General features: G+C 70.9%; 24 protein-coding genes. 14 read left to right on the top strand and 10 right to left on the bottom strand.

Annotated elements, in window-relative coordinates; genetic code table 11:
* Positions 1–82: 82 nt before the first annotated feature.
* The gene (gene hisC / locus ACZ4FH_RS01575; protein ID WP_467301552.1) at positions 83–1162 is read right to left on the bottom strand and encodes a histidinol-phosphate transaminase; all 1080 of its coding nucleotides are present in this window, start codon (positions 1160–1162) and stop codon (positions 83–85) included.
* 371 nt (positions 1163–1533) lie between these two features.
* Here hisC and ACZ4FH_RS01570 point away from each other — a divergent pair, with 371 nt between their 5' ends.
* The 4 genes from ACZ4FH_RS01570 (at position 1534) to ACZ4FH_RS01555 (ending at position 5609) form a co-directional block, all read left to right on the top strand.
* Positions 1534–2646, top strand: coding sequence for a LacI family DNA-binding transcriptional regulator (locus ACZ4FH_RS01570; protein ID WP_383631522.1), 1113 nt, complete (start codon positions 1534–1536; stop codon positions 2644–2646).
* Between the two features lie 173 nt (positions 2647–2819).
* Positions 2820–3869: a metallophosphoesterase gene (locus tag ACZ4FH_RS01565; RefSeq protein WP_383631519.1), complete on the top strand. Its 1050-nt coding sequence runs from the start codon at positions 2820–2822 to the stop codon at positions 3867–3869.
* 181 nt (positions 3870–4050) lie between these two features.
* Positions 4051–4869 carry a hypothetical protein gene (locus ACZ4FH_RS01560; protein ID WP_467301551.1) on the top strand — a complete coding sequence of 273 codons (819 nt, stop codon included), beginning with the start codon at positions 4051–4053 and terminating at the stop codon, positions 4867–4869.
* A gap of 44 nt (positions 4870–4913) precedes the next feature.
* A complete protein-coding gene (locus tag ACZ4FH_RS01555; RefSeq protein WP_467301550.1) occupies positions 4914–5609 on the top strand; it encodes an IMP cyclohydrolase in 696 nt (231 codons plus the stop codon).
* A gap of 73 nt (positions 5610–5682) precedes the next feature.
* Here the strand turns inward: ACZ4FH_RS01555 and thiC are convergent, their stop codons facing one another.
* From thiC to ACZ4FH_RS01530, 5 genes are all read right to left on the bottom strand, one after another.
* Positions 5683–7476 carry a phosphomethylpyrimidine synthase ThiC gene (thiC, locus tag ACZ4FH_RS01550; protein ID WP_467301549.1) on the bottom strand — a complete coding sequence of 598 codons (1794 nt, stop codon included), beginning with the start codon at positions 7474–7476 and terminating at the stop codon, positions 5683–5685.
* Between the two features lie 258 nt (positions 7477–7734).
* The gene (locus tag ACZ4FH_RS01545; protein WP_018553937.1) at positions 7735–8172 is read right to left on the bottom strand and encodes an SsgA family sporulation/cell division regulator; all 438 of its coding nucleotides are present in this window, start codon (positions 8170–8172) and stop codon (positions 7735–7737) included.
* 101 nt (positions 8173–8273) lie between these two features.
* On the bottom strand, positions 8274–9044 hold the full coding sequence (locus ACZ4FH_RS01540; RefSeq protein WP_467301548.1) for an IclR family transcriptional regulator: 771 nt from the start codon (positions 9042–9044) through the stop codon (positions 8274–8276).
* Between the two features lie 241 nt (positions 9045–9285).
* Positions 9286–9495, bottom strand: a complete 210-nt coding sequence (locus tag ACZ4FH_RS01535; protein WP_467301547.1) for a DUF5326 family protein — start codon at positions 9493–9495, stop codon at positions 9286–9288.
* Positions 9496–9622: 127 nt separating this feature from the next.
* A complete protein-coding gene (locus ACZ4FH_RS01530) occupies positions 9623–9940 on the bottom strand; it encodes a cupin domain-containing protein (protein WP_383631501.1) in 318 nt (105 codons plus the stop codon).
* 68 nt (positions 9941–10008) lie between these two features.
* Here ACZ4FH_RS01530 and ACZ4FH_RS01525 point away from each other — a divergent pair, with 68 nt between their 5' ends.
* The 7 genes from ACZ4FH_RS01525 (at position 10009) to ACZ4FH_RS01495 (ending at position 16499) form a co-directional block, all read left to right on the top strand.
* Positions 10009–10386, top strand: a complete 378-nt coding sequence (locus tag ACZ4FH_RS01525) for a phage holin family protein (protein ID WP_383631498.1) — start codon at positions 10009–10011, stop codon at positions 10384–10386.
* Between the two features lie 141 nt (positions 10387–10527).
* On the top strand, positions 10528–11658 hold the full coding sequence (locus tag ACZ4FH_RS01520; RefSeq protein WP_467301546.1) for a cystathionine gamma-lyase: 1131 nt from the start codon (positions 10528–10530) through the stop codon (positions 11656–11658).
* Between the two features lie 99 nt (positions 11659–11757).
* Positions 11758–13266: a DUF4246 domain-containing protein gene (locus tag ACZ4FH_RS01515; protein WP_467301545.1), complete on the top strand. Its 1509-nt coding sequence runs from the start codon at positions 11758–11760 to the stop codon at positions 13264–13266.
* Between the two features lie 225 nt (positions 13267–13491).
* The gene (locus ACZ4FH_RS01510) at positions 13492–14388 is read left to right on the top strand and encodes a LysR family transcriptional regulator (protein ID WP_467301544.1); all 897 of its coding nucleotides are present in this window, start codon (positions 13492–13494) and stop codon (positions 14386–14388) included.
* Between the two features lie 63 nt (positions 14389–14451).
* On the top strand, positions 14452–14931 hold the full coding sequence (locus ACZ4FH_RS01505) for an NUDIX domain-containing protein (RefSeq protein WP_467301543.1): 480 nt from the start codon (positions 14452–14454) through the stop codon (positions 14929–14931).
* 147 nt (positions 14932–15078) lie between these two features.
* Entirely contained in the window at positions 15079–15606 is a 528-nt protein-coding gene (locus ACZ4FH_RS01500; protein WP_467301542.1) for a DUF2269 domain-containing protein, read from the top strand.
* Positions 15607–15611: 5 nt separating this feature from the next.
* Positions 15612–16499, top strand: coding sequence for a GNAT family N-acetyltransferase (locus tag ACZ4FH_RS01495; protein WP_467301541.1), 888 nt, complete (start codon positions 15612–15614; stop codon positions 16497–16499).
* A gap of 55 nt (positions 16500–16554) precedes the next feature.
* Here ACZ4FH_RS01495 and ACZ4FH_RS01490 read toward each other — a convergent pair whose 3' ends face one another.
* Together ACZ4FH_RS01490 and ACZ4FH_RS01485 are read right to left on the bottom strand one after the other, a co-directional pair.
* Positions 16555–16980: a GlcG/HbpS family heme-binding protein gene (locus ACZ4FH_RS01490; protein ID WP_467301540.1), complete on the bottom strand. Its 426-nt coding sequence runs from the start codon at positions 16978–16980 to the stop codon at positions 16555–16557.
* Positions 16981–17053: 73 nt separating this feature from the next.
* Positions 17054–18268 carry an MFS transporter gene (locus ACZ4FH_RS01485; RefSeq protein ID WP_467301539.1) on the bottom strand — a complete coding sequence of 405 codons (1215 nt, stop codon included), beginning with the start codon at positions 18266–18268 and terminating at the stop codon, positions 17054–17056.
* A gap of 165 nt (positions 18269–18433) precedes the next feature.
* Between ACZ4FH_RS01485 and ACZ4FH_RS01480 the strand changes: the two genes are divergently transcribed.
* Genes ACZ4FH_RS01480 through ACZ4FH_RS01470 form a run of 3 tightly spaced genes read left to right on the top strand, consistent with a single transcriptional unit; the run spans position 18434 to position 20558 of the window.
* Complete coding sequence (locus tag ACZ4FH_RS01480) at positions 18434–18919, top strand: MarR family winged helix-turn-helix transcriptional regulator (protein ID WP_467301538.1); 486 nt, start codon at positions 18434–18436, stop codon at positions 18917–18919.
* On the top strand, positions 18916–19368 hold the full coding sequence (locus tag ACZ4FH_RS01475) for a GNAT family N-acetyltransferase (protein ID WP_467301537.1): 453 nt from the start codon (positions 18916–18918) through the stop codon (positions 19366–19368). Before ACZ4FH_RS01480 ends, ACZ4FH_RS01475 begins: the two co-directional genes overlap by 4 nt.
* 26 nt (positions 19369–19394) lie before the next feature.
* Positions 19395–20558 carry a winged helix DNA-binding domain-containing protein gene (locus ACZ4FH_RS01470; RefSeq protein WP_467301536.1) on the top strand — a complete coding sequence of 388 codons (1164 nt, stop codon included), beginning with the start codon at positions 19395–19397 and terminating at the stop codon, positions 20556–20558.
* A gap of 36 nt (positions 20559–20594) precedes the next feature.
* On the opposite strand, the gene ACZ4FH_RS01465 is transcribed toward ACZ4FH_RS01470, so the two are convergent.
* Positions 20595–21977 (bottom strand): serine hydrolase domain-containing protein, encoded by a 1383-nt coding sequence (locus ACZ4FH_RS01465; protein WP_467301535.1) that lies wholly within the window; start codon positions 21975–21977, stop codon positions 20595–20597.
* Positions 21978–22032: 55 nt separating this feature from the next.
* Positions 22033–23202 (bottom strand): thymidylate synthase, encoded by a 1170-nt coding sequence (locus ACZ4FH_RS01460; RefSeq protein ID WP_467301534.1) that lies wholly within the window; start codon positions 23200–23202, stop codon positions 22033–22035.

The following is a 23202-nucleotide window of genomic DNA, read 5'->3' as shown; positions in this document are numbered from 1 at the left end:
CACCGCCCCCGCGCACGCGAACGGCCCCGCACCTCGCGCACGAGATACGGGGCCGGGACCGCAGCCAGGGGCCGCGCCGGGGCTACAGCGACTGTCGGTACGACTCCGTCACCTTCAGGAACAGATCGTTCGCCTCGTTCTCACCGATCGTGACGCGCACGCCCTCGCCCGCGAACGGCCTGACCACCACACCGGCCTTCTCGCAGACGGCCGCGAAGTCCGCCGTCCGCTCCCCCAGCCGCAGCCAGACGAAGTTGGCCTGGGACTCCGGCACCGTCCACCCCTGGCGCGCCAGCACCTCCTGCACCCGCTGCCGCTCGCCCACCAAGGAGCCCACCCGGCCCAGGAGTTCGTCCTCGGCGCGCAGCGAGGCGACCGCCGCGTCCTGGGCGAGCTGGCTGACGCCGAACGGCACCGCGGTCTTGCGCAGCGCCGCCGCCACCGGCTCGTGCGCCACGGCGAAGCCCACCCGCAGCCCGGCCAGGCCGTAGGCCTTGGAGAAGGTCCGCAGCACGGCCACATTGGGCCGGTCCCGGTAGATCTCGATGCCGTCCGGGACCTCGACGTCGCGGATGAACTCCTTGTACGCCTCGTCCAGCACCACGAGCACATCGGAGGGCACCCGGTCCAGGAAGCGCTCCAGCTCCGCCCGGCGCACCACGGTCCCGGTCGGGTTGTTCGGGTTGCAGACGAAGATCATCCGGGTCCGGTCGGTGATGGCCCCGGCCATCGCGTCCAGATCGTGCACCTCACCGTCGGTCAGCGGCACCTTCACCGAGGTCGCCCCGCTGACCTGCGTGATGATCGGGTACGCCTCGAAGGAGCGCCAGGCGTAGATGACCTCGTCGCCCGGTCCCGAGGTCGCCTGGAGCAGCTGCTGCGCCACACCGACCGAACCCGTACCGGTGGCGAGGTGCGAGACGGGCACACCGAAACGCTCGGCCAGCTCGTTCATCAGACCGGTGCAGGCCATGTCCGGGTAGCGGTTGAAGTGCGCGGCCGCGGCCAGCGCCGATTCCATCACCCCCGGCAGCGGAGGATAGGGATTCTCGTTGGAGGACAGCTTGAAGGCGACCGGCCCGCCGGCCGCCGCCGGCTTGCCCGGCACATAGGCGGGAACGCCGTCCAGTTCCGCACGCAGCTTGGGGCTCGTCTCGCTCACCGCAGGTCCTCCTCGACCGTCTGTACACATCAATACTGCTCACCTTAAGAGGATTGGCCGCCGCTGCGAATGGGCGGAACGGGGATTCGCCCGGTGGGCCCCGGAATGAGGGGGAGCGCTCCGCACCATGGCGCGCGCCGGTGGCTCGCGCCGTGGCGCGCGTCCCCCGAAGAGGTGAGTTGAGACCTCTTCGAGACATCGCCCCAAGGGCAGGTCCATCCGGCCGGACACGTGACACATGACGGCGGAACCCTCCAACGCCCTTGTTTCTCAAGGCCATTGACTACTTTTGATCATGCAGAAACGTGCCTGTCAACGGCTGCATATGCGGCCGGGCCAAGTACCCGTCCGAGCCCTACTATCGGCTCGCCATGACAGCAGCAGGGAAGCACCAGGTAAGCCGGACGGAGACCCCCCGGCGCGGCGGCAGGCAGGGACGAGCAGGTATCCGGGACGTGGCCGCCGCCGCCGGGGTCTCCATCACGACCGTCTCCGACGCGCTCAACGGCAAGGGGCGGCTCCCGGACGCCACCCGCCGCCATGTCCGCGAGGTCGCCGAGCGCCTGGGCTACCGCCCTTCCGCCGCGGCCCGAACGCTCCGTACCGGCAAGTCCGGCCTCATCGGCCTGACCGTGACGACCTACGGGGATGAACCTTTCACCTTCACCGAATTCGCGTACTTCGCGGAGATGGCCAGAGCCGCGACCTCCGCCGCGCTCGCCCGCGGCTACGCCCTCGTCATCCTGCCCGCCACCTCACGCCACGACGTCTGGTCCAACGTCGCCCTGGACGGCACGGTCGTCATCGACCCCTCCGACCAGGACCCGGTCGTCACCGAGCTCGTACGCCAGGGGCTGCCCGTCGTCTCCGACGGCCGCCCGGCCGGGTCGCTCCCGGTCACCGCCTGGGTCGACAACGACCACCGGGCGGCCGTCCTCGACCTCCTGGACCATCTCGCCGCCGCCGGCGCCCGCCGCATCGGGCTGCTGACCGGCACCACCACCGACACCTACACCCGGCTCTCCACCACCGCGTACCTCCACTGGTGCGAGCGCGTCGGACAGGACCCGGTCTACGAGTCCTACCCCGCCCACGACCCCTGTGCGGGCGCGGTGGCGGCCGACCGGCTGCTGGCCCGCCCCGACCGCCCGGACGCCGTCTACGGCCTCTTCGACCCCAACGGCACGGACCTCCTGGCCGCCGCCCGGCGGTACGGACTGCGCGTCCCCGAGGACCTGCTGCTGGTCTGCTGCTCCGAATCGACCGTCTACGCGACGACCGAGCCGCCCATCACCACGCTCTCGCTCAAGCCGCGCCGCATCGGCACGGCCGTCGTCCAACTGCTCATCGACGCCATCGAAGGGGTCGACCACGACGGTCCGGTCGAGCGGGTGATACCGACGGAACTCATCGTGCGGACCTCCTCGCAACGCCGTCCGCCCCGCACCACCGTGAGCGCGCCACGGTCACCGGCAGGGGACTGATCAGGCCAATTGGGATCAATCGACCGAGGAACCCGGCCCACTCCAGGATTCACCACCCCTGGTGCGTCACAGAGGACGATCCTCATTCCTATGATGGGCCCACGACACCGCGGACGACCCCGACCAGCAGGGCCCGTCAGGTGTACGGCGGCACGAAGGCGGTGGAGGGGTCGATGACACAGGGGGCCGGTCAGGATCCCGTGGTGCGGACGGCGACGTTGCGCGACTTCCGCGTACCGCCCTACGCGCAGTCCCCCGCGCCACCGCATCCGGGCGCCGCCGCTCCCGAGGGCGAGCCTCCGGAGGGGTACACCCCGACCGCACGGGACCTCCCGGTGATCACCCGGGAGGACACCGTCCAGGTGCGCGCCGTGCCCGAGCCCAGGCCGTCCCAGGACCCGGGCCGCGGCCCGCTCTACGTCGTCGGTGACGTCCACGGCTATCTGGACGAGCTGGTCGCCGCCCTCACCGAACAGGGTCTGATCGACGCCGAGGGCCAGTGGTCCGCGGGCAACGCGCGGCTCTGGTTCCTCGGCGACTTCACCGACCGCGGTCCGGACGGCATCGGCGTCATCGACCTCGTGATGCGCCTCTCCGCCGAGGCCGCCGCCGCCGGCGGCTACTGCAAGGCCCTGATGGGCAACCACGAACTGCTGCTGATCGGCGCCAAGCGGTTCGGCGACACCCCCGTCAACTCCGGGGCCGGCACCGCCACCTTCCAGGCGGCCTGGCTGCTCAACGGCGGCCAGAAGACCGACATGGAGCGTCTCCAGGACGTCCACCTCCAGTGGATGTCCCGGCTCGACGCGGTCGTCGAGGAGGACGACCACCTCCTGATGCACTCGGACACGACGGCCTACCTCGACTACGGCTCCACCATCGAGGACGTCAACGACACGGTGCACGCCATTCTCACGCGGAACGACGCCGACGAGTGCTGGGACCTCTTCCGGAAGCTGACCAAGCGGTTCGCCTTCCGCGACGACTCCGGGGCACAGGCCGTCCAGGAGCTGATGGCGGCCTACGGCGGCCGGCGCATCGTCCATGGTCACAGCCCCATTCCGTACCTCCTGGGCGAGGTCGGGACGGAGGAGGGCGAGGACGGCGCCGGACCCGTGGTGGACGGTCCGCACGTGTACGCGGAAGGCCTCGCCATCGCCATGGACGGCGGAGTGACCATGGCCGGAAAGCTCCTGGTCGCCCAACTCCCCCTGCATGACTGACGCGCTCGCGGGAAGACGCATCCCGATCTGAACACGCCAGCCTCCGGGCCTATTTACGGAAACACCCTGTCACCCCGTGCCGTGGGCGCTCTACCATCGGCGTACCAGTAGCAGGCTCTCCTCCGTTTCCGCCCGACCGCCCGGTCCGTCCGGGTGCTCAGGCCCTACGGAGCATCGGGGGATGCACATGAACAGCGCTCCGCACCTGCTGACCGAGGACCGCCCCGAGTACGAGCGGATCCTCGACGACGCACTGCGCCACGCTCATGAACGACCGGATCTGGCCGCCGTCGGAGAACGGCTCAATCCGGTGCAGCTGCGCACCATGGCCATGGCCGCCACGGCGCTGATCACCGCTGCCGCCGCCACCGAGTACGACCACTACGTGAAGGCCCGCGAGGAGGTCCGGGCGGCCGCCGCCGCGGACGAGGACGCGGAGGCGGACACCCTCCCGGCCGGTGCGCAGTCCGGGGCCGGCATAGGCGCGGTCGTCACCGTCCTGGCACCGCTGTTGGCCGGGACCGCCGCCCTGATCTTCCTGCTGGTCGGCTACCTCCTGAAGATGCTCGACCCGCCGCCGGCGTTCGCGCGCACGATGGTCGGCGCGGGCTGGTTCTTCGCCGCGGTCACCGCCGCCGCCATCCTCGTCGCCGCCGTCGGACTGCTCGTCACCGCCATGCGCAACGGCTCGGACGACCAGGACGCGGAGGAACCGGGCGAGGAACTGCCGGAGGACGTGGCCCGCGCCCGCGAGGCCTGGCGGCACGCCCTGCTGGAACGGGGCATCCTGCCCTTCCTGAGGGACGCCCTCGCCGACCCGGGCGCCGCCACGGCCGCCCGCGTCCCGCACCGCTCGCCCCACCGCATCCCCAAGATCGGCTACAGCCGCCCGGACTTCTCCAGCCCGGACGACGGGCCGGCGGCGGCCCCGCGTCCCACCTTCACCAGTCCGGACTTCACCAGCCCCGACTTCGGCGGCCCGGACCACGAACCGGAGTAACCAGCTCCGGTCCCCGGGGCTCGCACCACTGACGAAAGCGTGACATGACAGACCTGACCGATCTCCTCTCGGCCAATCCCTATCCGGGCCGGGGCGTGCTCTGCGCCCGGACCCGGTCCAGCGCCGTCCTCGGTGCCTACTTCCTCACGGGCCGCAGCGCCGCCTCCAAGGACCGCGCGCTGCGCGTGGACGGCGACGAACTGACCGTCGGGCCCGTGGCCCCCGTGGAGCACGATCCGCTGCGCCACTACGCCGCGGCCCTCCACACCGCCGACTGGCTGGTGTTCGGCAACGGCGAGCAGGTCGCCCAGGTCGCCGGGCGGCTGGACAAGGGCATCGCCCCCGCCGAATCCCTCGGCGGACTGGAGTACGAGCCCGACCCCCCGATCCGCACCTCACGGATCACGGCGCTGCTCAGCCGTGACGGCGGACGCACCGCCGTCTTCGGCGCGGCCCGTCCGAGCCTGGGCTCCCGGACGTCCACCAACGTCATGACGCTCACCGTCCGGGACCTGGAGCCGGGGGAGGCCGTCCTGCTCACCACCTACCGCTCCGACGGCAGCACCGTGGACGTCGCCGGCCCCTTCGACGAGACCACGGTGGCCGCACACGACGGGCCGGAGCTGCTCGACGAGATCTGGTCGGCCCTGAACCCCGCGTACCGCGTCGCCGCCGTCGTCCTGGATCCCGAGCGGGGCCCCGCCTCGGCGATCCGGCGTGCGGAACCGCGGACCGCCTGAGCGGGACGGACGACGGGGGCGCCGCCCGGAGCGAGAGCTTCCGGACGACGCCCCCGTGCACGCCGAGGCGTGCTCAGTCGGCGAGCGGCAGATAGACCCGGTTGCCCGAGGCCGCGAACTCCTTCGACTTCCGGAGCATCCCCTCGGCGACCTCCTCGGCCGTCGCCCCGGCGGCCTCCGTACCGCCGAACTGCTCGTTGATGGACCGGCTGATCTTCATCGAGCAGAACTTCGGCCCGCACATCGAGCAGAAGTGCGCCGTCTTGGCCGGTTCGGCCGGGAGCGTCTCGTCGTGGAACTCCCGCGCGGTGTCCGGGTCGAGGGCCAGATTGAACTGGTCCTCCCAGCGGAACTCGAAGCGGGCGTCCGACAGCGCGTCGTCCCACTCCTGCGCCCCCGGGTGCCCCTTGGCCAGGTCCGCCGCATGGGCCGCGATCTTGTAGGTGATGACCCCGGTCTTCACATCGTCCCGGTCGGGCAGGCCCAGGTGCTCCTTGGGCGTCACGTAGCAGAGCATCGCCGTCCCCCACCAGGCGATCATCGCGGCGCCGATGCCCGAGGTGATGTGGTCGTAGGCGGGCGCCACATCGGTGGTGAGCGGGCCGAGCGTGTAGAACGGCGCCTCCTCGCAGATCTCCTGCTGGAGGTCGATGTTCTCCTTGATCTTGTGCATCGGGACGTGCCCCGGGCCCTCGATCATCGTCTGGACGCCGAACCGCTTGGCGATCGTGTTCAGTTCGCCGAGCGTGCGCAGCTCGGCGAACTGCGCCTCGTCGTTGGCGTCCGAGATCGAACCGGGCCGCAGCCCGTCGCCCAGCGAGTACGTCACGTCGTACGAGGCGAGGAGTTCGCAGAGTTCCTCGAAGTTCTCGTACAGGAACGACTCCTTGTGGTGCGCGAGGCACCAGGCCGCCATGATCGACCCGCCGCGCGAGACGATGCCCGTCCTGCGGTTCGCCGTCAGCGGCACGTACGGCAGGCGCACGCCGGCGTGGACGGTCATGTAGTCGACGCCCTGCTCGGCCTGCTCGACGACGGTGTCCCGGTAGATCTCCCAGGTCAGTTCCTCGGCCCGGCCGTCGACCTTCTCCAGGGCCTGGTAGAGCGGCACGGTGCCGATCGGCACGGGGGAGTTGCGCAGAACCCACTCACGGGTGGTGTGAATGTTGCGGCCGGTGGAAAGGTCCATGACCGTATCGGCGCCCCACCGGGTCGCCCAGGTCATCTTGTCCACCTCCTCCTCGATGGAGGACGTGACCGCGGAGTTGCCTATGTTGGCGTTCACCTTCACCAGGAATCGCTTGCCGATGATCATCGGCTCGATCTCCGGGTGGTTGACGTTGGCCGGCAGTACCGCCCGCCCCGCGGCTATCTCCTCGCGCACCACCTCGGGCGCGACGTTCTCGCGTATCGCGACGTACTCCATCTCCGGGGTGATCTCGCCCCGGCGGGCGTACGCGAGCTGGGTGACCGCCCGCCCGTCCCTGCCGCGCCTGGGCTGGCGCGGGCGGCCGGGGAAGACCGCGTCCAGATTGCGCAGCCCACCGCGCGGAGCGGTGTGCTTGAGCCCGTCGTCCTCGGGGCGCGCGGGGCGTCCCGCGTACTCCTCGGTGTCGCCGCGGGCGATGATCCAGTTCTCCCGCAGGGGGGACAGCCCCCGGCGGACATCGGTCTCGGTGGCGGGATCGGTGTACGGCCCCGACGTGTCGTACAGCGTCACGTCCTTGCCGTTGGTGAGGTGCACCTGACGGACCGGCACCCGGAGGTCCGGGCGCGAGCCCTGGACGTATCCCTTGTGCCAGCCGATGGACTTCCCGGCCTCGTCGCTCTGGTTCGAGGCAGGCGTGCGTGCGTCCGCTGTGGTCATGAGACCTACTCCCTACGCCGGCATTACCCGGTAACAGGTTCGGCGGTCGGCGCAGCCTCGTCCCGTACGGACGTACGGAGATCAGCGCCCTCTCAGCCCGGTGCTCCGAGCTCCCGCGTGTGCAAAGGTGCCACCACGCTAGCGTCCGCACGGCCGGACTGAACAGAGGGCCCCGGGGGAGACCGGACACGGAGAGCGATTCACCCGTTCGGCCGGTGTCCTGTTCGACCGGATTCCGGGCCAGGAGCACGGCCGGGGTCAGCCGGCGTTCTGCTCTTCGGCCAGAATTCGCCCCAGCGCCTCTTCCAGATTGCCCTCGAAGTCACCCAGCGTGCACTCCTGCCCCAGGGGCACGAGCTTGTCCGTCCGGTCGAGAAACGCCACCAGGGGTGCCGTGCCGGCCCTGAACAGCGCGCGGTCGGCGCCGACCTGCAGCCGGATATGGACGTCGGACAGACCCTCGGGCTCGATCGGCCCGATGTGCACATCGCCGTCCCCACTGGGGCTGTTGAGACCGTCGAGCAGCAACTCACGGCCGAAAGCCCAGGTGACGGGGGCGTCGCCGGGCAGATGGAAGGTCATCCGGATCGCGTACGGATCGCACACTTCGTACCGGAGCTCCACCGGGATACGGAATGAGAGCTCCTCGGAGACGAGGAAGCTCATCATGACCTCAGCTTGAACCGACTCGCGCATCGTTCAACCCCGCAGTAGATGAATCTGGCCAGGAATGATCCCCCGTGGCCCTATTGACGCCATCGTGGTGCACGCGATAGCAGATCACAAGGAGTGATTTTTCAGATACTGATAGAGAACACGAACGAACGCAAGAGGCTGGCCACTTCGCCACGTAGTCGTTCGACTGCGGGGAGCAACTGTTCTTCCCGGGCGAGCGGGACGGAAATGGCCACGGCGGCGGCCGTGAAACCGGCCGAGATCGGGAGGGCGGCACAGACCGTGCCGAGCGCGTACTCCTGCCGTTCGACGACGGGTTCGACGCGGCCGATCGACCGCAGCCGCTCAAGGAGCGCGGGGCGGTCACGCACCGAGTAACGGGTCAACGGGCGTACGGGATGGCGGTCGAGGTGGTCCTCGCGGGCCTTCTCGTCGAGCTGGCTCAGCAGGCACTGGCCGATCGCGTGGGCGTGCCCGGTCTCCCCGAAGGCGGCCCACTCCTCGACGGCGGGCGTCTCCGGACTGTCCGCGACCGCGACCAGCTCGATCTCGCCGTCGCGGTAGACGGCGCAGTACACGGGCACACCGATGATGTCCCGCCAGCGCCCCAAGGACTGGGTCATCCTGCTGCGACGATTCTGCAGCGCCCCGTCACCGGCCAGCCGCTCCGCGGCGGCTCCGAAGAGGAAGACGCCGTTCTCCCGGCGCAGATATCCCTCGTGCGTCAGGGTGCGCAGCAGGTGGTACGCGGTGGGAAGCGGAAGCCCCGCCTCACGCGCGAGCTGTTTGGCCGGGGCCCCGTCGCGATGGGTGCCCACCGCCTCCAGCAGCCTCAGCGCCCGCTGCACGGATCCGATCAGCGTCGGGACGGCGGTACTCGATGCCGTGGCCAACGGTCACCCCCAGGCATGGTGACGGGCGGTCAGCCCGCCTGTGGGGGCCGCCCCCACAGCTCTCCCGCAGGCCTGGGGTCCCGAAGGCCGGATGCCGTACAAACCACTGGTCAGGGTGGCCACTGACGGTACTTTCCCAGGCGGCGGCAGCGAACTGCCACTGTATCGGGAGCATCCGGACGGGGTGTCGTTTCGTCTTCCGCTTAGCTCAGCTGGGCTAACGGACCGGCCGGTCGTACGGTTACCAGCCGCTTCCCGAGGAGGAGGACATGAACTTCCGTACGAGGAAGACCAGACCGCCGACCAGGATCACGAAGATCAGGACCTTGAACAGCAGTCCGATCACGAACCCGACGATGCTGGCGATCAGACCGCCGAACACCACGATCGCGATGACCGGCACCGCGATCCACTTCACCCACCAGGGCATCCCCGCGAATATCTCCCGCACGGCCATCGTCCTTACCTCGTCTCTGTGAGTTCCTGCTTCGATGCTAGAGGCGCGGGGGTGGTCGACGGGGCCCCGGCAGCCCTTGGACTCCCCTGATCGATCCCCTAGGGATCCCCGGGGGAAGCGCTCAGCCCTCGGGCGGGGAGAACACCACCATCACGCGCAGGTCCTCGGTGATGTGGTGGAACTTGTGGGGGGTGCCGGCCGGTACGTACACGACACTGCCTCTGCCCACCTGCGTCGTTTCCATGCCGACGGTGATCGAGGCGCGGCCGCTGACGACGAGGTACACCTCGTCCTGCCGGTGCGGCTGCTGCGGATCGAGGTCGCCCGCGTCGAGCGCGTACAGACCGACCGACATGTTCCGTTCCCGGACGAACTGGAGATACGCGCCGTCGTTGGCGGCCCGTTCCGCCTCCAGCTCGTCCAGTCTGAATGCCTTCATGGCCCGTGCGCCCCTTGCCTGTACCCAGCCGGTGTCCGCCACCGATCACGTCTGCCACGATCAGACACATGAAGAATTTCGTAGTCAAGACGATCGCCAACGCGGGAGCGCTGGCCGTGGCCATCTGGCTGCTCCAGGACATCACGCTGAGCGGCGGCAGCACCGGCCGCAAGGCACTGACCCTGATCCTGGTGGCGTTGATCTTCGGCCTGGTCAACTTCGTGGTCAAGCCGGTGGTGAAGGTGCTCACGCTGCCGCTCTTCATTCTCACCCTGGGGCTGATCACCCTCGTGGTGAACGCCCTGATGCTGTTGCTCACCTCCTGGCTCGCGGACGTACTGAACCTGAGCTTCCACGTCCACGGCTTCTGGACCGCCGTCCTCGGCGGCCTGATCATCTCCATCGTCTCCTGGGCGCTGAACGTCGTCCTGCCCGAGGACGACTGAGGACGGGCTCACGCACGGCGCCGCACCGGGACCCTTGCCCCGGCGCGGGGCCGGGCGGAGCGACACCGCGCCCCGCCCACCTGAGACAGTGCGGAGAAACAGGACCGGTGACCGGCCGGGGAGAGAAACGAGGACACGGACATGAGCACCATGGGCGACGGCACCCGGGCGGTACGCGCGGGACTGCCGGAACCGCAGCAGTACGAGCCCACGCTCCCCGGGCCGGTCTTCGCCGCGCACTACCACCTCTCCGGCGAGCCGACCGGGCCGTACACCTACGGCCGTGACGCCAACCCCACCTGGGACCGTCTGGAACGGGCCATCGGCGAACTGGAGGCACCGGGCGAGGACGTGGAGACGACGGTCTTCGCCTCCGGCATGGCGGCCATCTCGGCCGTCCTGCTCTCCCAGGCGCGGACCGGCGACATCGTCGTCCTGCCCGACGACGGCTACCAGGCCCTGCCGCTGGTGCGGGCGCAACTGGAGGAGTACGGGGTCGAGGTGCGGACCGCGCCGACGGGCGGCGACAGCCGGCTGGACGTGCTGGAGGGTGCCCGGCTGCTGTGGATCGAGACCCCGTCCAACCCCGGCCTGGACGTCTGCGACGTGCGACGGCTCGTCGAGGCGGCCCATGCCGGCGGCACCCTGGTGGCCGTCGACAACACCCTCGCCACCGTGCTCGGGCAGCGCCCCCTGGAGCTGGGCGCCGATTTCTCGGTGGCCAGTGACACCAAGGGCCTGACCGGGCACGGCGATCTCCTGCTGGGCCATGTCACCTGCCGGGACGTCGGTCTCGCCGCGTCCGTGCGGCGCTGGCGCAAGGTCGTCGGCGCGATCCCGGGACCGATGGAGGCCTGGCTCGCCCATCGTTCGCTGGCCACGCTGGAACTGCGCAACGACCGGCAGTGCGCCAACGCCCTCGCGCTCGCGGAAGCGCTCTCCGGGCACCCCGCGGTGAGCGGGCTGCGCTATCCCGGACTGCCCACCGACCCCTCGCACGCGGTCGCCTCGCGCCAGATGCGGCGCTTCGGCTCCGTGGTCTCCTTCGTGCTGGCCGACAAGGAGACCGCCGAACGCTTCCTGCTGGCGCTGCGGCTCGTGGAGGACGCGACCAGCTTCGGCGGGGTGCGGTCCACCGCTGAACGTCGGGCCCGCTGGGGCGGCGACGCCGTTCCGGAGGGCTTCATCCGCTTCTCGGTCGGCGCGGAGAACATCGCGGACCTGGTGGCCGACGTCGAACGGGCCCTGTCCGAGGCCGTCGCCGGCCGCTGAGCGCCCGCCCCGCGGCGCCCTCATCCGGGCGCCGCGGGGGTGTCAGACCGCTCCAGTACGCTTCCCGCGATCGCTCATCGACCGTGAGGAACAAGAGAATTGACCGGCCTGACCGCCTTCCCCCTGCCGTTCCAGGCGTCGCGTCGCACGGAACGCGACGGGCCCCGGACCCTGCGCGAAATCCAGATGATGCAGTGCAGCGCCCATATACGGGCGAAGTCGGGGTGGTCCGAGAAGATGCACGACCCCGAGATCGTCGCCCGGTGGACGCGTGAGGCGGTCGAACAGGGCCTGACCGAGGCGCAGGTGCGGTACGTCCTCGACGAACTCGCCCACTACGCCTCGCTCCGCGACGCGGACACCGGGGTCGAGGTGTCCGCCGTCGACGGCGTCTGGCACTCCGACACCCTGATCGACGACGCGCTGCGCACCCGGCTCCGCGACGCGGTCCGAGTCCTGGAGGACGTGCCGGAGGCGGAGCGGGACTGGCACCCCGGTTCGGACGGCCAGGTGCTCGATCTGGTGCATCCCTCGCTGTTCTGCCTGGTCAACGGCGTGAGTTCCGCACCGGAGCACGCCTGGGAGAACCCGACGAACCGCTACTCGAAGCACGAGTTCTCGGAGCGGTTCCAGTGGCTTCCCACCGACGCCGACGTCGCCGAGGACGGCACGGTCTCCTTCCGTTCGTACGTGAACAACGTCCACCCGGAACGGCACGGTGAGCTGGCCGCCGTGCTCCCGGCGCTGCTCGGCCGGATGCGCCCCCTGCTGGAGAACGTGCTCACCGACCTCCGCCATCCCCGGCCGATACGGATCGAGGCCGATCCCTACGGGTGGTACGGGCCGGAGCCGGAGTATCCGGAGGAGGACGACTACAGCGACGAGGCCGCCCACGACGAAGCCGTGGAGGCATGGGAGCAGGTCCAGGAAGAGTGGTGGGAAAAGCGCCGCCCGGTGATCCCGGACGCACCGAAGTTCTCGGCGCCCGAGCCGCCCGCCGCCTCCGACCGGGTCGATCTGCGCGGCCGCCGCCTCCAGGTCATCGTCAAGCTCGCCACCCTGCACCTCACCCCGGAGAAGCCCGAGTACGCGGGCGGTTCCTGGCATGTCGAGGGGATGCTGAACGAGCGCATCGTCTCGACCGGCCTCTACTACTGGGACAGCGAGAACATCTCCGAGAGCCGGCTGGGCTTCCGGGCCGCCGTCGACGAACCCGAGTACGAGCAGAGCGACGACCAGGGCATCCGCGAGGTCTACGGGCTGGAGAACGAGGGCCCGCTGAACCAGACACTGGGATCGGTGGAGACCCCGGCGGGCCGGTGCCTGGCCTTCCCCAACGTGCTCCAGCACCGGGTGAGCCCGTTCCGCCTGACCGACCCCGCGCGCCCGGGGCACCGCAAGATTCTCGCGTTCTTCCTGGTCGATCCGTCGGAGTCGCTCGTCTCGACCTCCGACGTGCCCCCGCAGCAGCCCTGGGCCGAGACCTCGACGATGACCACCGAGCAGGCCCATGGCTTCCGCGAGGAGCTGATGCGGGAACGCAAGTTCTTCGTCGACGAGCACAACGACCAGGTGTACGAGCGGGAGTTCTCCCTCTGCGAGCACTGAGCCGGCGGCGGCCGACCGCCCCGGCCTCCCCGGTGGTCGGGGCGGTCCGAGCCTCCCCCCTCGTGGCTCGGACCGCCCGGGTTCCCCGTCTTCTCCTCACGAAGAACCGCCTCGACAAGGCTAGTTGACTCTGCGTCAGTGTCCAATCACAGTAGCGGCAGCGACCTATCGACATATTTATAGTTGTCCGGGTCCGACGAGCCGCCGCGGTGAGAGGGGACGGAGATGGACCTGGCGCTGCTGCGTACGTTCGTCGCCGTGCACCGGGCCGGCTCCTTCACCCGCGCCGCCGCGCTCCTGGGCCTCTCCCAGCCCGCCGTCACCTCACAGATCCGCACCCTGGAACGGCAGCTGGGACGGCCGCTCTTCACCCGGCGGGCGCGCGGGGTGACGCCCACCCCGATCGGCGACGAACTGGCGCACCGGGCGGCGCCGCATCTGGACGCCCTGGTCGAGATCACCGAGACCGAGCTGGACGAGGTGTCGGGCGTCCGCACCCTGCATCTGGCCGGGCCGCCCGAGTTCACCGCGCTGCGCGCCCTGCCCGCGCTCACCCCGCTCCTGACCCAGGGCCTGGCCCTGCGCAGCTCGTTCTCGGCGGCCACCGACGAGACCCTGGAGGGCCTGGCGGCGGGCCACCACGACCTGGCCATCGTGACGGCCCGGCCGCGGGGCGGGCTCGTCACCGCCACCCCGCTCTGCGACGAGGAGCATGTACTGGTCGCCGCGCCGCGCTGGGCCGGGCGGCTGGGGCCCGGCACACTGCGCCGCGACGGGCCGGTGGTCCTGGCGCAACTGCCCGTCGTGGAGGTCCACGAGAGCCTGCCGCTCGTCTCCCGCTACTGGGCGGAGGTCTTCGACGCCCGGCCGGCCGCCGCGGGCGCCGTCATCGCGCCGGATCTGCGGGCCGTGCTGGCGTGTGCGGCGGCGGGTGCGGGCCTCGCGGTCCTGCCGCGCTATCTGTGCGAGAGCGCGCTGGAACGGGGCGAGGTCGTGGCCCTCCTCGATCCCCCCGTGCCGCCGCTGCGCACCTACTTCCTGGCTGCGAGGACCGGCACCCTCGCCCTGCCGCCGATCGCACGGGCCCACGAGGTGTTGCTGCGCGCGGCGGCCGACTGGTGACCTCAGGGCGGCCCGGCAGCCGCCCGGTGTTTCAGAACCGGTCCGGCGGGCCACGCTCTTGCCATGACCGAACGTCCTGTGGTCAAGCGCACCGCACGCGCCATCCTGCTCGATGACAACGACCTGATCCTCATCAAGCGCACCAAGCCGGGCGTGGATCCGTACTGGCTCACGCCGGGCGGCGGGGTGGAGCCCGGGGACGCGACCGTCGTCGACGCCCTCCACCGGGAACTGGACGAGGAACTCGGCGCCAAGATCACCGATGTGGTGCCCTGCTTCGTCGACACCGTCGAGCACATCGAGGGCGACGGGGTGAAGGGGGTCAAGGTCCAGCACTTCTTCGTCTGCCGGCTCGAATCGATGGACCTGTCCCTGCGCCACGGCCCCGAGATCGACGAGCCCTGCGGAGAGTACGACGTCGTCCGGGTGCCGTTCAGCCGGGTCGGCATCGCGGCCGTGCACCTCGTACCGCTCTCCCTGCGGCACTACCTGGACGGCAACATCGAGGGCGTCCGGGCCATGCACGCACCGGATCTCGGCTGACCGGCCGCACCGGGCGGGAGTCCGCGCCGGTGCCGCCCCGGGTGGGGCACGGCGGCGCGGGGCCCGCGCGTGTACGCCGAGGCCAGTACACGGGGATACTCCCCTCGTCAGATGACCGGCGGCGCCGCTGCCCGCACCGTGTTTCACGTGAAACCACTCAAGCGCCGCACCCGCAGAACCCTGCTCGTCGCCCATGTCTCGGTTTCGGTCGGCTGGCTCGGGTTGACCGTCTGTCTGCTGACGCTCGGCCTGACCGCCTTTCTGACCGGTGATCCGGCCACCGCGCGGGCGGCGACCCGCGCCATGAAGATCTTCGGGGACTGGCTGGTCGTCCCCGTCGCCGTGGCCGCCCTGGTCAGCGGCCTGGTGCTGTCCCTGGGGACGCCCTGGGGGCTGGCCCGGTACCGCTGGGTCTGGACGAAGTTCTGGCTCACCCTGGTCACGGCCGGGCTGTCGGTCTTCGCCCTGCGCCCCGGCATCGACGAAGCGGCCGAGCGGGGTACGGCGGACATCGACCTCGTCGTCGCTCCCTCGGTGGCCACCGCGACCTATCTGTTCGTCACCGCGATCTCCGTACTGAAGCCCTGGGGACCGACCCGCCGCGGCCGGCGCCTACGCGTCTCGGCCAGATCCGGTAAAGCGGTGGACGAGCGATCACCCAGTCGTACAGCCTGACCTCTATGCCCAGCTCCTTGCCCCGCCCTCCCGCCGATCTGCCGATCCGGCGCCTCACCCGGGACGATCTGGTCCCCTGCGCCGACCTCAGCGAGGACCGGGGATGGCCCCGCGACGAACACCGCTGGGGACTCCTCCTCACGGCGTGCACCGCGTACGGCATCGACGATCCCGAGGGCAAGGGCCTGATGGCGAGCTGTGTGGTGACCTCGTACGGGCCCGAGGCCGCTGCCGTCGGCATGATGCTGGTGGCCGGACGTCACGCCCGGAAGGGGATCGCCCGGTATCTGATGCGTGCGGTGATCGAGTCCACCGGGGGAGCGGCGCTCAGCCTCCACGCGACGGACGCGGGACGTCCGCTGTACGAACAGCTCGGTTTCGAGGCCGTGGGCCGGACGGACCGGATGAGCGGCCGCTTCCGGTCCGGCGCGGCCCCGGAAGGGGGCGCGGGCGACGGAGGGGCCGTACGTGTGCGCCCCGCCTCGGCCGGCGATCTGCCGGACATCCTGCGCCTGGACACCCGGGCCACCGGGCTCGACCGCACCCAGCTGCTGGCCCGTCTCCCCGCCTTCGCCGACCATCTGCGGGTGGCCGAGGAGAACGGCGCGCTCGTCGGGTACGGCGCGCTGTGGCCCAGCGCGCAGAGCCATGCGCTCGGCCCGCTGGTCGCGCGGGACACGGCGACGGCGAAGCTCCTGGTCTCCTCGCTCGCCGGAGCGACGGACCGGCCGCTGCGGGCGGACATCGACGCCCGGCACACGGACCTGCTCGCCTGGCTCGGCGCACACGGCCTGGAGCCCGGCGCCCCGACCACCGTCATGACCCTCGGCGGCACACGGCAGCCGGGGGAACGGGAGCGGTACTTCGCCCCGCTGAGCGTGGCGACCGGCTGAACGACGCACTGATGCCCCCGGCTCCCGCCGGGGGCATCGGCATGCGCGCCAGGACTCAGACGAGGGCCGCGACGGCGGTCGTGGCGAAGCCGTGGTCCTGGTCGGGTGCGCCGCCGCCGACTCCGACGGCGCCGATCAGCCGTCCGTCACGGTGGACCGGGACGCCGCCGGCGATGAAGAGCAGCGGACGGTCGAGCGCGGTCGGCAGCGTGTGGAAGAGGCCGCCCGGCTGGACCGCGTCGACGAGGTCGGCGGTGGGGGCGTCGAGCTGAAGGGCGGTGTACGCCTTGCGGGTGCTGGTCTCGCCGGCGATCAGGACCGCCCGGTCGTCGCGGCGGAAGGCCAGCAGATGGCCGCCCGCATCGAGGACGGTGACGGCTGCCGCGACACCGGCGGCCTCGGCGGCGGTGCGGGCCGTCTCGATCAGGGCTTCCGCGTCCTGGGTGGTGAGCGGGGCCGCGGCGGTGGTGGGGGTGCTCATGGGATGACTCCTTGGTGCGGTTCCGTGCGGTGGACGTCCGCGCGGTGCGGTAGGTGTGGTGCGGGTAGGTCGGTCAGTGGCGGGAGGCCACGGGTACGGCGGCGGTCTCCGGGGTGTGCGCGGCGACGAGACGGCTCCGGGTGTCCGAACGGCGCTCCAGCCCGCGGGAGAGGACGGCCAGTACCAGGGCGGAGGCGGCGAGGGCGGCGCCCACCCAGTTCGGGGCGGTGTAGCCGAGGCCGGCGGCGATGACCATGCCGCCCAGCCAGGCGGACAGGGCGTTGCCGAGATTGAAGGCGCCGATGTTGACGGCGGAGGCGAGCGTCGGGGCGCCCGCGGCCTGGTCGAGCACGCGCTTCTGGAGCGGGGGCACGGTCGCGAAGCCCAGGGCGCCGATGAGGACGATGGTGACGGCTGCCGCGATCTTGTTGTGGGCGGTGAGGGTGAAGAGCGCCAGGACGACGGCCAGGCCGCCCAGGGACACGTAGAGCATCGGCATGAGGTGACGGTCGGCGAACCGGCCGCCGAGCAGGTTGCCGCCGACCATGCCGAGGCCGAAGAGGACCAGCAGCCAGGTCACGGAGGAGGCCGAGTAGCCGGCGATCTCGGTCATCATCGGGGTGATGTAGGTGATCGCGGCGAAGACTCCGCCGAAGCCCAGCACCGTCATCGCCATGGCGAGCAGGACCTGGACGTTGCGGAAGGCGGCCAGTTCGTGGCGCAGCCGGACGCCCTCGGGGCGCGGCTGGTCGGGCACGAGGCGGGCGACACCGAACAGTCCGACGACCCCCAGGCCGGCGACGACGACAAAGGTGCTCCGCCAGCCGACGCTCTGCCCGATGTAGGTGCCGAGGGGTACGCCGACCACATTGGCGACGGTGAGCCCGGTGAACATCATCGCGATGGCACCGGCCTTCTTCCGGGGCTCGACCAGATCGGCCGCGACCACCGAGCCGATGCCGAAGAAGGCGCCGTGGGCGAGCGAGGCGATCACGCGGCCGGCGAGCATCACGCCGAAGGCCGGGGCGGTCGCGGAGACGATGTTCCCGATGACGAACAGCCCCATCAGGATCATCAGCATGCGTTTGCGGCTGATCCGGGTGCCGAGCACGGTCATCAGCGGGGCCCCGAGGACGACACCGAGCGCGTATCCGGTGACGAGGAAGCCTGCGGTCGGGATGGAGACGTGGAAGTCCGCCGCCACCTCGGGGAGCAGTCCCATGATCACGAACTCGGTGGTTCCGATACCGAATGCCCCGATGGCGAGAGCGAGGAGCGCGAGCGGCATGGCTTCACCTTCCCTGGAGAGTGCGTGCGGAGAGCGAGACAGAGCTTGCGTCCGCGCCTTACGAGCGTCCACATTAATTGCATACGCGGGTTAATTGCAAACGCGGGCTATTGCGGTCGTCGCCTATCCTGGGGGGACGAGCACCCGCACGGAGGTGAGGACCCCATGACAGCGACGGACCCCGCGCTGACCGCCCTTTCCCAGGGCTGGTGCGCGCTCTCCCTGCTTCACGGGAAGATCGAGGCCCATATCGAGCGCGCCCTGCAGAGCGGTCACGGCCTCAGCGTGCGGGAGTACTCGCTGCTGGACGTCCTGAGCCGCCAGCACAACGGACCGGGCGGCCACCTCCAGATGAAGCAGGTCGCGGACGCCGTGGTCCTCAGCCAGAGCGCCACGACCCGGCTGGTCACCCGCCTGGAAGACCGGGGACTGCTCACCCGCTATCTCTGCGACACCGACCGCAGGGGCATCTACACCGATGTCACCGACGCCGGACTCACCCTGCTCGCCGCGGCCCGGCCGACCAATGACACCGCCCTGCGGACCGCACTGGACGAGGCCGCCACCCACCCCGAACTGGCTCCTCTCGTGCGGACGGTGGAGGGGCTGAAGGCCCCGGTCCAGGACCAGGGCCTAGGCTGCCGATCATGAGCGATCCGGAGATCCGCCCCGCCACCGTCGACGATCTGCCCGAGATCGTGGCCATGCTGGCCGACGATCCACTCGGCGCCCGGCGCGAGTCGCCGGACGACCTCGCGCCCTACGAGACGGCCTTCCGGCGGCTGTCCGGCGACCCCCATCAGCACCTGGTGGTCGCCGTGCGCGCGGACCGCGTCATCGGAACCCTGCAGCTGACCGTGATCCCCGGCCTGTCCCGGCGCGGCGCCACCCGCTCGGTGATCGAAGGCGTCCGCATCCACGCCGACGAACGCGGCAGCGGCCTCGGCACCCGGCTGATCCAGTGGGCCGTGGACGAATCAAGGCGTCAGGACTGCCAGTTGGTGCAGCTCACCTCGGACTCCACCCGGACCGACGCCCACCGCTTCTACGAACGGCTCGGCTTCGTCGCCAGCCATGTGGGGTTCAAGCTCGCGCTCTGACCGGCACGACAGCCCAGGAGACGCCCATGCACCGCATCACCGACGAACAGCGCCGCATCCGAATCGGGCGGCGCCACCTCCTGGCCCCCTCCCTCCGCGCAGACTCCCCCGTCACCGTGGCCGAGGCCCTCGTCGGCCTGCATGCCACGGACGCCGCCACCGTGTTCCTGTCCACCTGCGCACGGCTGCGGAACCCCGACGTCAGCGCGGTGGAGACCTCCCTGTACGAGGATGTCTCCCTGGTCCGGCTGCTCTCCATGCGCAACACGCTCTTCGTGGTGTCGGACGGACTGGCCCCGCAGGTACGGGCGTCGAACGCCCTCGCCGTCGCCGCCAAGGAGCGCCAGAAGCTGGTGAAGCACCTGGCCGAGGACGGACAGGGGCTGGACGGGACATGGCTGGCCGACACCGAGGACGCCACGCTCGCCGCGCTCACCGCCCGGGGCTCCGCCACCGGCAGCGAACTCTGCGCCGCCGTCCCCGCCCTCCGCACCAAGATCACGGTCTTCCCCGGCAAGAAGCAGGAGACGGTCCAGGGCATCGCCACCCGGGTGCTCCGGGTGCTGGCCGCGGAAGGACGGATCCGCCGCGACCGGCCACGGGGCTCCTGGACCTCCAGCCAGTTCCGCTGGACCGCCTCCACCCCTCATCCCGAGGTGGAAACCGGCAGCGCACAGGCCGAGTTGGCGCTGCACTGGCTGCGGGCCTACGGTCCGGCGACCGAGGCCGACCTCGCCTGGTGGACGGGCTGGGGCCTCGGCCAGGTCCGCAAGGCGCTGGCCGCCGCCCGAGCCGTCGATGTGCGGCTCGACGGCGGAGGCACCGCCTGGGTCGCCCCGGACGACGAGGCACCCGACGCCGAACCGGAGCCCTGGGCAGCCCTGTTGCCGGCGCTCGACCCGAGCGCGATGGGCTGGGCGGACCGGGACTTCCATCTCGCCCCCGAGCTCCGGGCCCCGCTCTTCGACCGGTCCGGCAACATCGGGCCCACCGTGTGGTGGAACGGCCGGATCATCGGCGGCTGGGCCCAGCGAGCCGACGGCGAACCGGTCTGGCGGCTGCTGACCGACGCCGGCCGGGAGGCCTCCACCGCCGTCGAGGCGGAGGCCTCCCGGCTGCGGACGTGGGTCGGCGACGCACGCATCACCCCGCGCTTCCGCACGCCCCTGGAGAGGGAGTTGACCGCCTGACCGGTCCCGCGCGCCGTTTCACGTGAAACGGCGCGCTCAGCTCTCCAGGCCGCGCCAGCCGCCCTCGTCCACGCCCCCGGGCACGGCGGCATCCGGGGCGTACGGCTCGCGGGTGAAGACGAAGGACCCCAGATCCAGATGGCTCACCCGGCCGTCGGCGGTCCGCACCACACGCAGGGTCTCCCCCGTGTAGTAGCCGTCGAGCCCGGTCCAGGTGCCGTCCGGGCGGGCGACGAAACGGGCCCCGCGCCCCTGGCCGTTCAACGGCCGCAACTCCAGACCTCGTTCGGGCAGCAGCCTCAGCACGTTCGCACGCGGACCCCAGTACCAGGGGCCGGTCAGCGCCAGCAGCTCCTGGTCCACCTCGGGCAGCGGTCGCCACGGCTCCGGGATCCTCGGCTCGGCCCCGGCGACGATGTCCACGAGATCGGCGGCCACATCACCGACCGGCACCCCGGCGGTGACGTTCGCGAACACCACGGCCGCCACGTCGTCCTCGACACTGATCCAGAGCGCGGCCAGGAATCCGGGCAGCGACCCCGTGTGCCCGATGAGCGTCCGTCCCTTCGACCTCACCGCCTGAAGCCCGAGGCCGTAGTGACCGTTGTGGTCCCCCGGTTCGGGCGCCGAAGCCGGCTCCCGCATCTCCGCGACGGACGCGGCGGAGAGCACCCGGTCGTCCCCGTCGGCCAGGAAGGCGGCGAAACGCAAGAGGTCCGCCGTGGTGGACCAGAGCTGGCCGGCCGGCGCCATCAGCCCCAGGTCCTCGGCGGGCTCGGGCAGCAGGACGTCCGCCCAGGGGTGGACCGCCCACGCGCCGGCGTGCGGGGCCTGCGGCTGCGGGCCCGTCCGGTGCAGGCCCAGCGGCTCCAGCACCTCACGACGCAGCACCTCGGCCCAGGAATCCCCGCGCACCGCCTCGATGAGCGAGCCCAGCAGGGTGTAGCCGGGGTTGGAGTAGTGGTGGCGCCGGCCGGGCGGGTGCACCCCGGTCCGGTCCTCCAGCACCTCCGCGAGCCCGGGACGCACGGTCCCGGGCGTCCGCTCCCACCAGGGCGCCGGCGCCTCGGCACCGAGCCCCGCGCTGTGCGCCAGCAGCTGGTGCACGGTGACGTCCCCGGCCCCCGTCCCGGGCAGGTGCTTCTCCAACGGGTCCCCCAGGTCCAGCAGCCCCTCGTCCCGGAGCCGCAGCACCAGCACGGCGGTGAACGTCTTGGTGAGGGAGCCGATCCTGAACTGCGTATCGGTGTCCGGGGCATGGCCGTCCACGCACGAGCGGGAACCGTGCCAGGCGATCTGTCCCTCCCGCCGCACGGCAGCGGTCATGGAGGGCGAACGCCCCTCCGTCTGCGCGGTGGCGAGGCGGTGCAGCAGCGCACGGCGGGTGCCCGGAAGCAAGGGTTCGGCAGGAGAAGTCATGGTCCATGCCTACCTCCCCGGCCGCCTCCTGGCGAACCGATTTGGCGAAGCACGCTCAGAACACGCCCACGAGCACGATGACCAGGGCGGGCAGCGCGACGAAGACGGTGCCGAGGTAGACGGCCAGGACCCAGCGGTGCTCGGAGGCCACGCGCGCCAGGTTCTCCGCGCAGAACAGCGGGACGGGGCGCAGCAGCGGGATCACGTAAATCGCGACGATCGCGAACAGGTTGTAGACCAGGTGCACGAAGGCCGCCTGCAATCCGATCTCCGCGTCCGCCCCCACACCCGCGAACGCGGCAAAGACCACCGTGAACGTGGTGCCGAGGTTGGAACCCACGACGACCGGATACACCTGGGCCGGCGTCAGAATGCCGGTCCCGGCGAAGGGCACCAGCACGGACGTGGTGATGGTCGAGGACTGCGTGACGACGGTGACCCCCATGCCTGACGCCATGGCCAGGTACGGGTTGCGGCCGACGGCCTTGATCAGAACGTCACGGGCTCTGCCGACCATCAGCAGTTTGAGCAGTTTCCCCAGGTAGCGGACGGCGACCAGGATCAGCACCGCACCGATCACGATGGTGAAGAGCGGGCCGAGGGTGCTGCTGAGGTGCGAGGTCGCGTGGATCACCCCGTGCTCCACGGGCCCGGTGACCGCCCGGACGACGTTGAAGTGGGCCGGGTTCGGCAGCCAGTCGGTGCCGTACAGCGCACGGGTCAGCGCCCCGCTGATGTGCTGCAGCGGATGCCAGATCAGCTCCACCGGAAAGAAGATCAGCAGGGCGAGCCAGTTGTAGAAGTCATGGACGGTCGAGGCGCCCAGCGCCCTGCGGAACTTCGCCCGGTCGCCGATGAAGGTGAGGGCCACCAGGCTCGTCGTCACGGTGGTGCCGACGTTCGCGCCCAGGACGATGGGGATCGCGCCCTCGATGGGCAGCGCACCCGACCCCACGGCGGTGACCGCGATGGCCGTCGTCGTGGTGGACGACTGGATGAGGACGGTCCCGAGAACGCCGACGCTCAGCCCGACCCAGGGGTTCGCGGCGAAGGCGAACATGGAGTGCGCCGCCTCGCCGCCCAGCCCCGCGAAGCCGCGGCTGATGATGCTCACGGCACAGACCAGCAGATAGATCAGTCCGACGACACCGCACCAGCCGAGGGCCTTCGCCCAGGTGGGGAGCGGGATGTCTCCGGCACCGTTCTCGGATGCGGCTTCCGCCAT

The sequence above is a fragment of the Streptomyces sp. NPDC024555 genome (assembly GCF_055559335.1).
Note: the sequence above shows the minus strand (reverse complement) of the source record. Positions and strands in the feature narration are given on the sequence as shown.

What these genes read in the sequence shown, in the direction of transcription:
- ACZ4FH_RS01570 (WP_383631522.1), top strand. Translation starts at nt 1,534, where the DNA reads ATGACAGCAGCAGGGAAGCACCAGGTAAGCCGGACGGAGACCCCCCGG.
- ACZ4FH_RS01565 (WP_383631519.1), top strand. Translation starts at nt 2,820, where the DNA reads ATGACACAGGGGGCCGGTCAGGATCCCGTGGTGCGGACGGCGACGTTG.
- ACZ4FH_RS01560 (WP_467301551.1), top strand. Translation starts at nt 4,051, where the DNA reads ATGCACATGAACAGCGCTCCGCACCTGCTGACCGAGGACCGCCCCGAG.
- ACZ4FH_RS01555 (WP_467301550.1), top strand. Translation starts at nt 4,914, where the DNA reads ATGACAGACCTGACCGATCTCCTCTCGGCCAATCCCTATCCGGGCCGG.
- thiC (WP_467301549.1), bottom strand. Translation starts at nt 7,476, where the DNA reads ATGACCACAGCGGACGCACGCACGCCTGCCTCGAACCAGAGCGACGAG.
- ACZ4FH_RS01545 (WP_018553937.1), bottom strand. Translation starts at nt 8,172, where the DNA reads ATGCGCGAGTCGGTTCAAGCTGAGGTCATGATGAGCTTCCTCGTCTCC.
- ACZ4FH_RS01530 (WP_383631501.1), bottom strand. Translation starts at nt 9,940, where the DNA reads ATGAAGGCATTCAGACTGGACGAGCTGGAGGCGGAACGGGCCGCCAAC.
- ACZ4FH_RS01525 (WP_383631498.1), top strand. Translation starts at nt 10,009, where the DNA reads ATGAAGAATTTCGTAGTCAAGACGATCGCCAACGCGGGAGCGCTGGCC.
- ACZ4FH_RS01520 (WP_467301546.1), top strand. Translation starts at nt 10,528, where the DNA reads ATGAGCACCATGGGCGACGGCACCCGGGCGGTACGCGCGGGACTGCCG.
- ACZ4FH_RS01510 (WP_467301544.1), top strand. Translation starts at nt 13,492, where the DNA reads ATGGACCTGGCGCTGCTGCGTACGTTCGTCGCCGTGCACCGGGCCGGC.
- ACZ4FH_RS01505 (WP_467301543.1), top strand. Translation starts at nt 14,452, where the DNA reads ATGACCGAACGTCCTGTGGTCAAGCGCACCGCACGCGCCATCCTGCTC.
- ACZ4FH_RS01495 (WP_467301541.1), top strand. Translation starts at nt 15,612, where the DNA reads ATGCCCAGCTCCTTGCCCCGCCCTCCCGCCGATCTGCCGATCCGGCGC.
- ACZ4FH_RS01490 (WP_467301540.1), bottom strand. Translation starts at nt 16,980, where the DNA reads ATGAGCACCCCCACCACCGCCGCGGCCCCGCTCACCACCCAGGACGCG.
- ACZ4FH_RS01485 (WP_467301539.1), bottom strand. Translation starts at nt 18,268, where the DNA reads ATGCCGCTCGCGCTCCTCGCTCTCGCCATCGGGGCATTCGGTATCGGA.
- ACZ4FH_RS01480 (WP_467301538.1), top strand. Translation starts at nt 18,434, where the DNA reads ATGACAGCGACGGACCCCGCGCTGACCGCCCTTTCCCAGGGCTGGTGC.
- ACZ4FH_RS01475 (WP_467301537.1), top strand. Translation starts at nt 18,916, where the DNA reads ATGAGCGATCCGGAGATCCGCCCCGCCACCGTCGACGATCTGCCCGAG.
- ACZ4FH_RS01470 (WP_467301536.1), top strand. Translation starts at nt 19,395, where the DNA reads ATGCACCGCATCACCGACGAACAGCGCCGCATCCGAATCGGGCGGCGC.
- ACZ4FH_RS01465 (WP_467301535.1), bottom strand. Translation starts at nt 21,977, where the DNA reads ATGACTTCTCCTGCCGAACCCTTGCTTCCGGGCACCCGCCGTGCGCTG.
- ACZ4FH_RS01460 (WP_467301534.1), bottom strand. Translation starts at nt 23,202, where the DNA reads ATGGCGGAAGCCGCATCCGAGAACGGTGCCGGAGACATCCCGCTCCCC.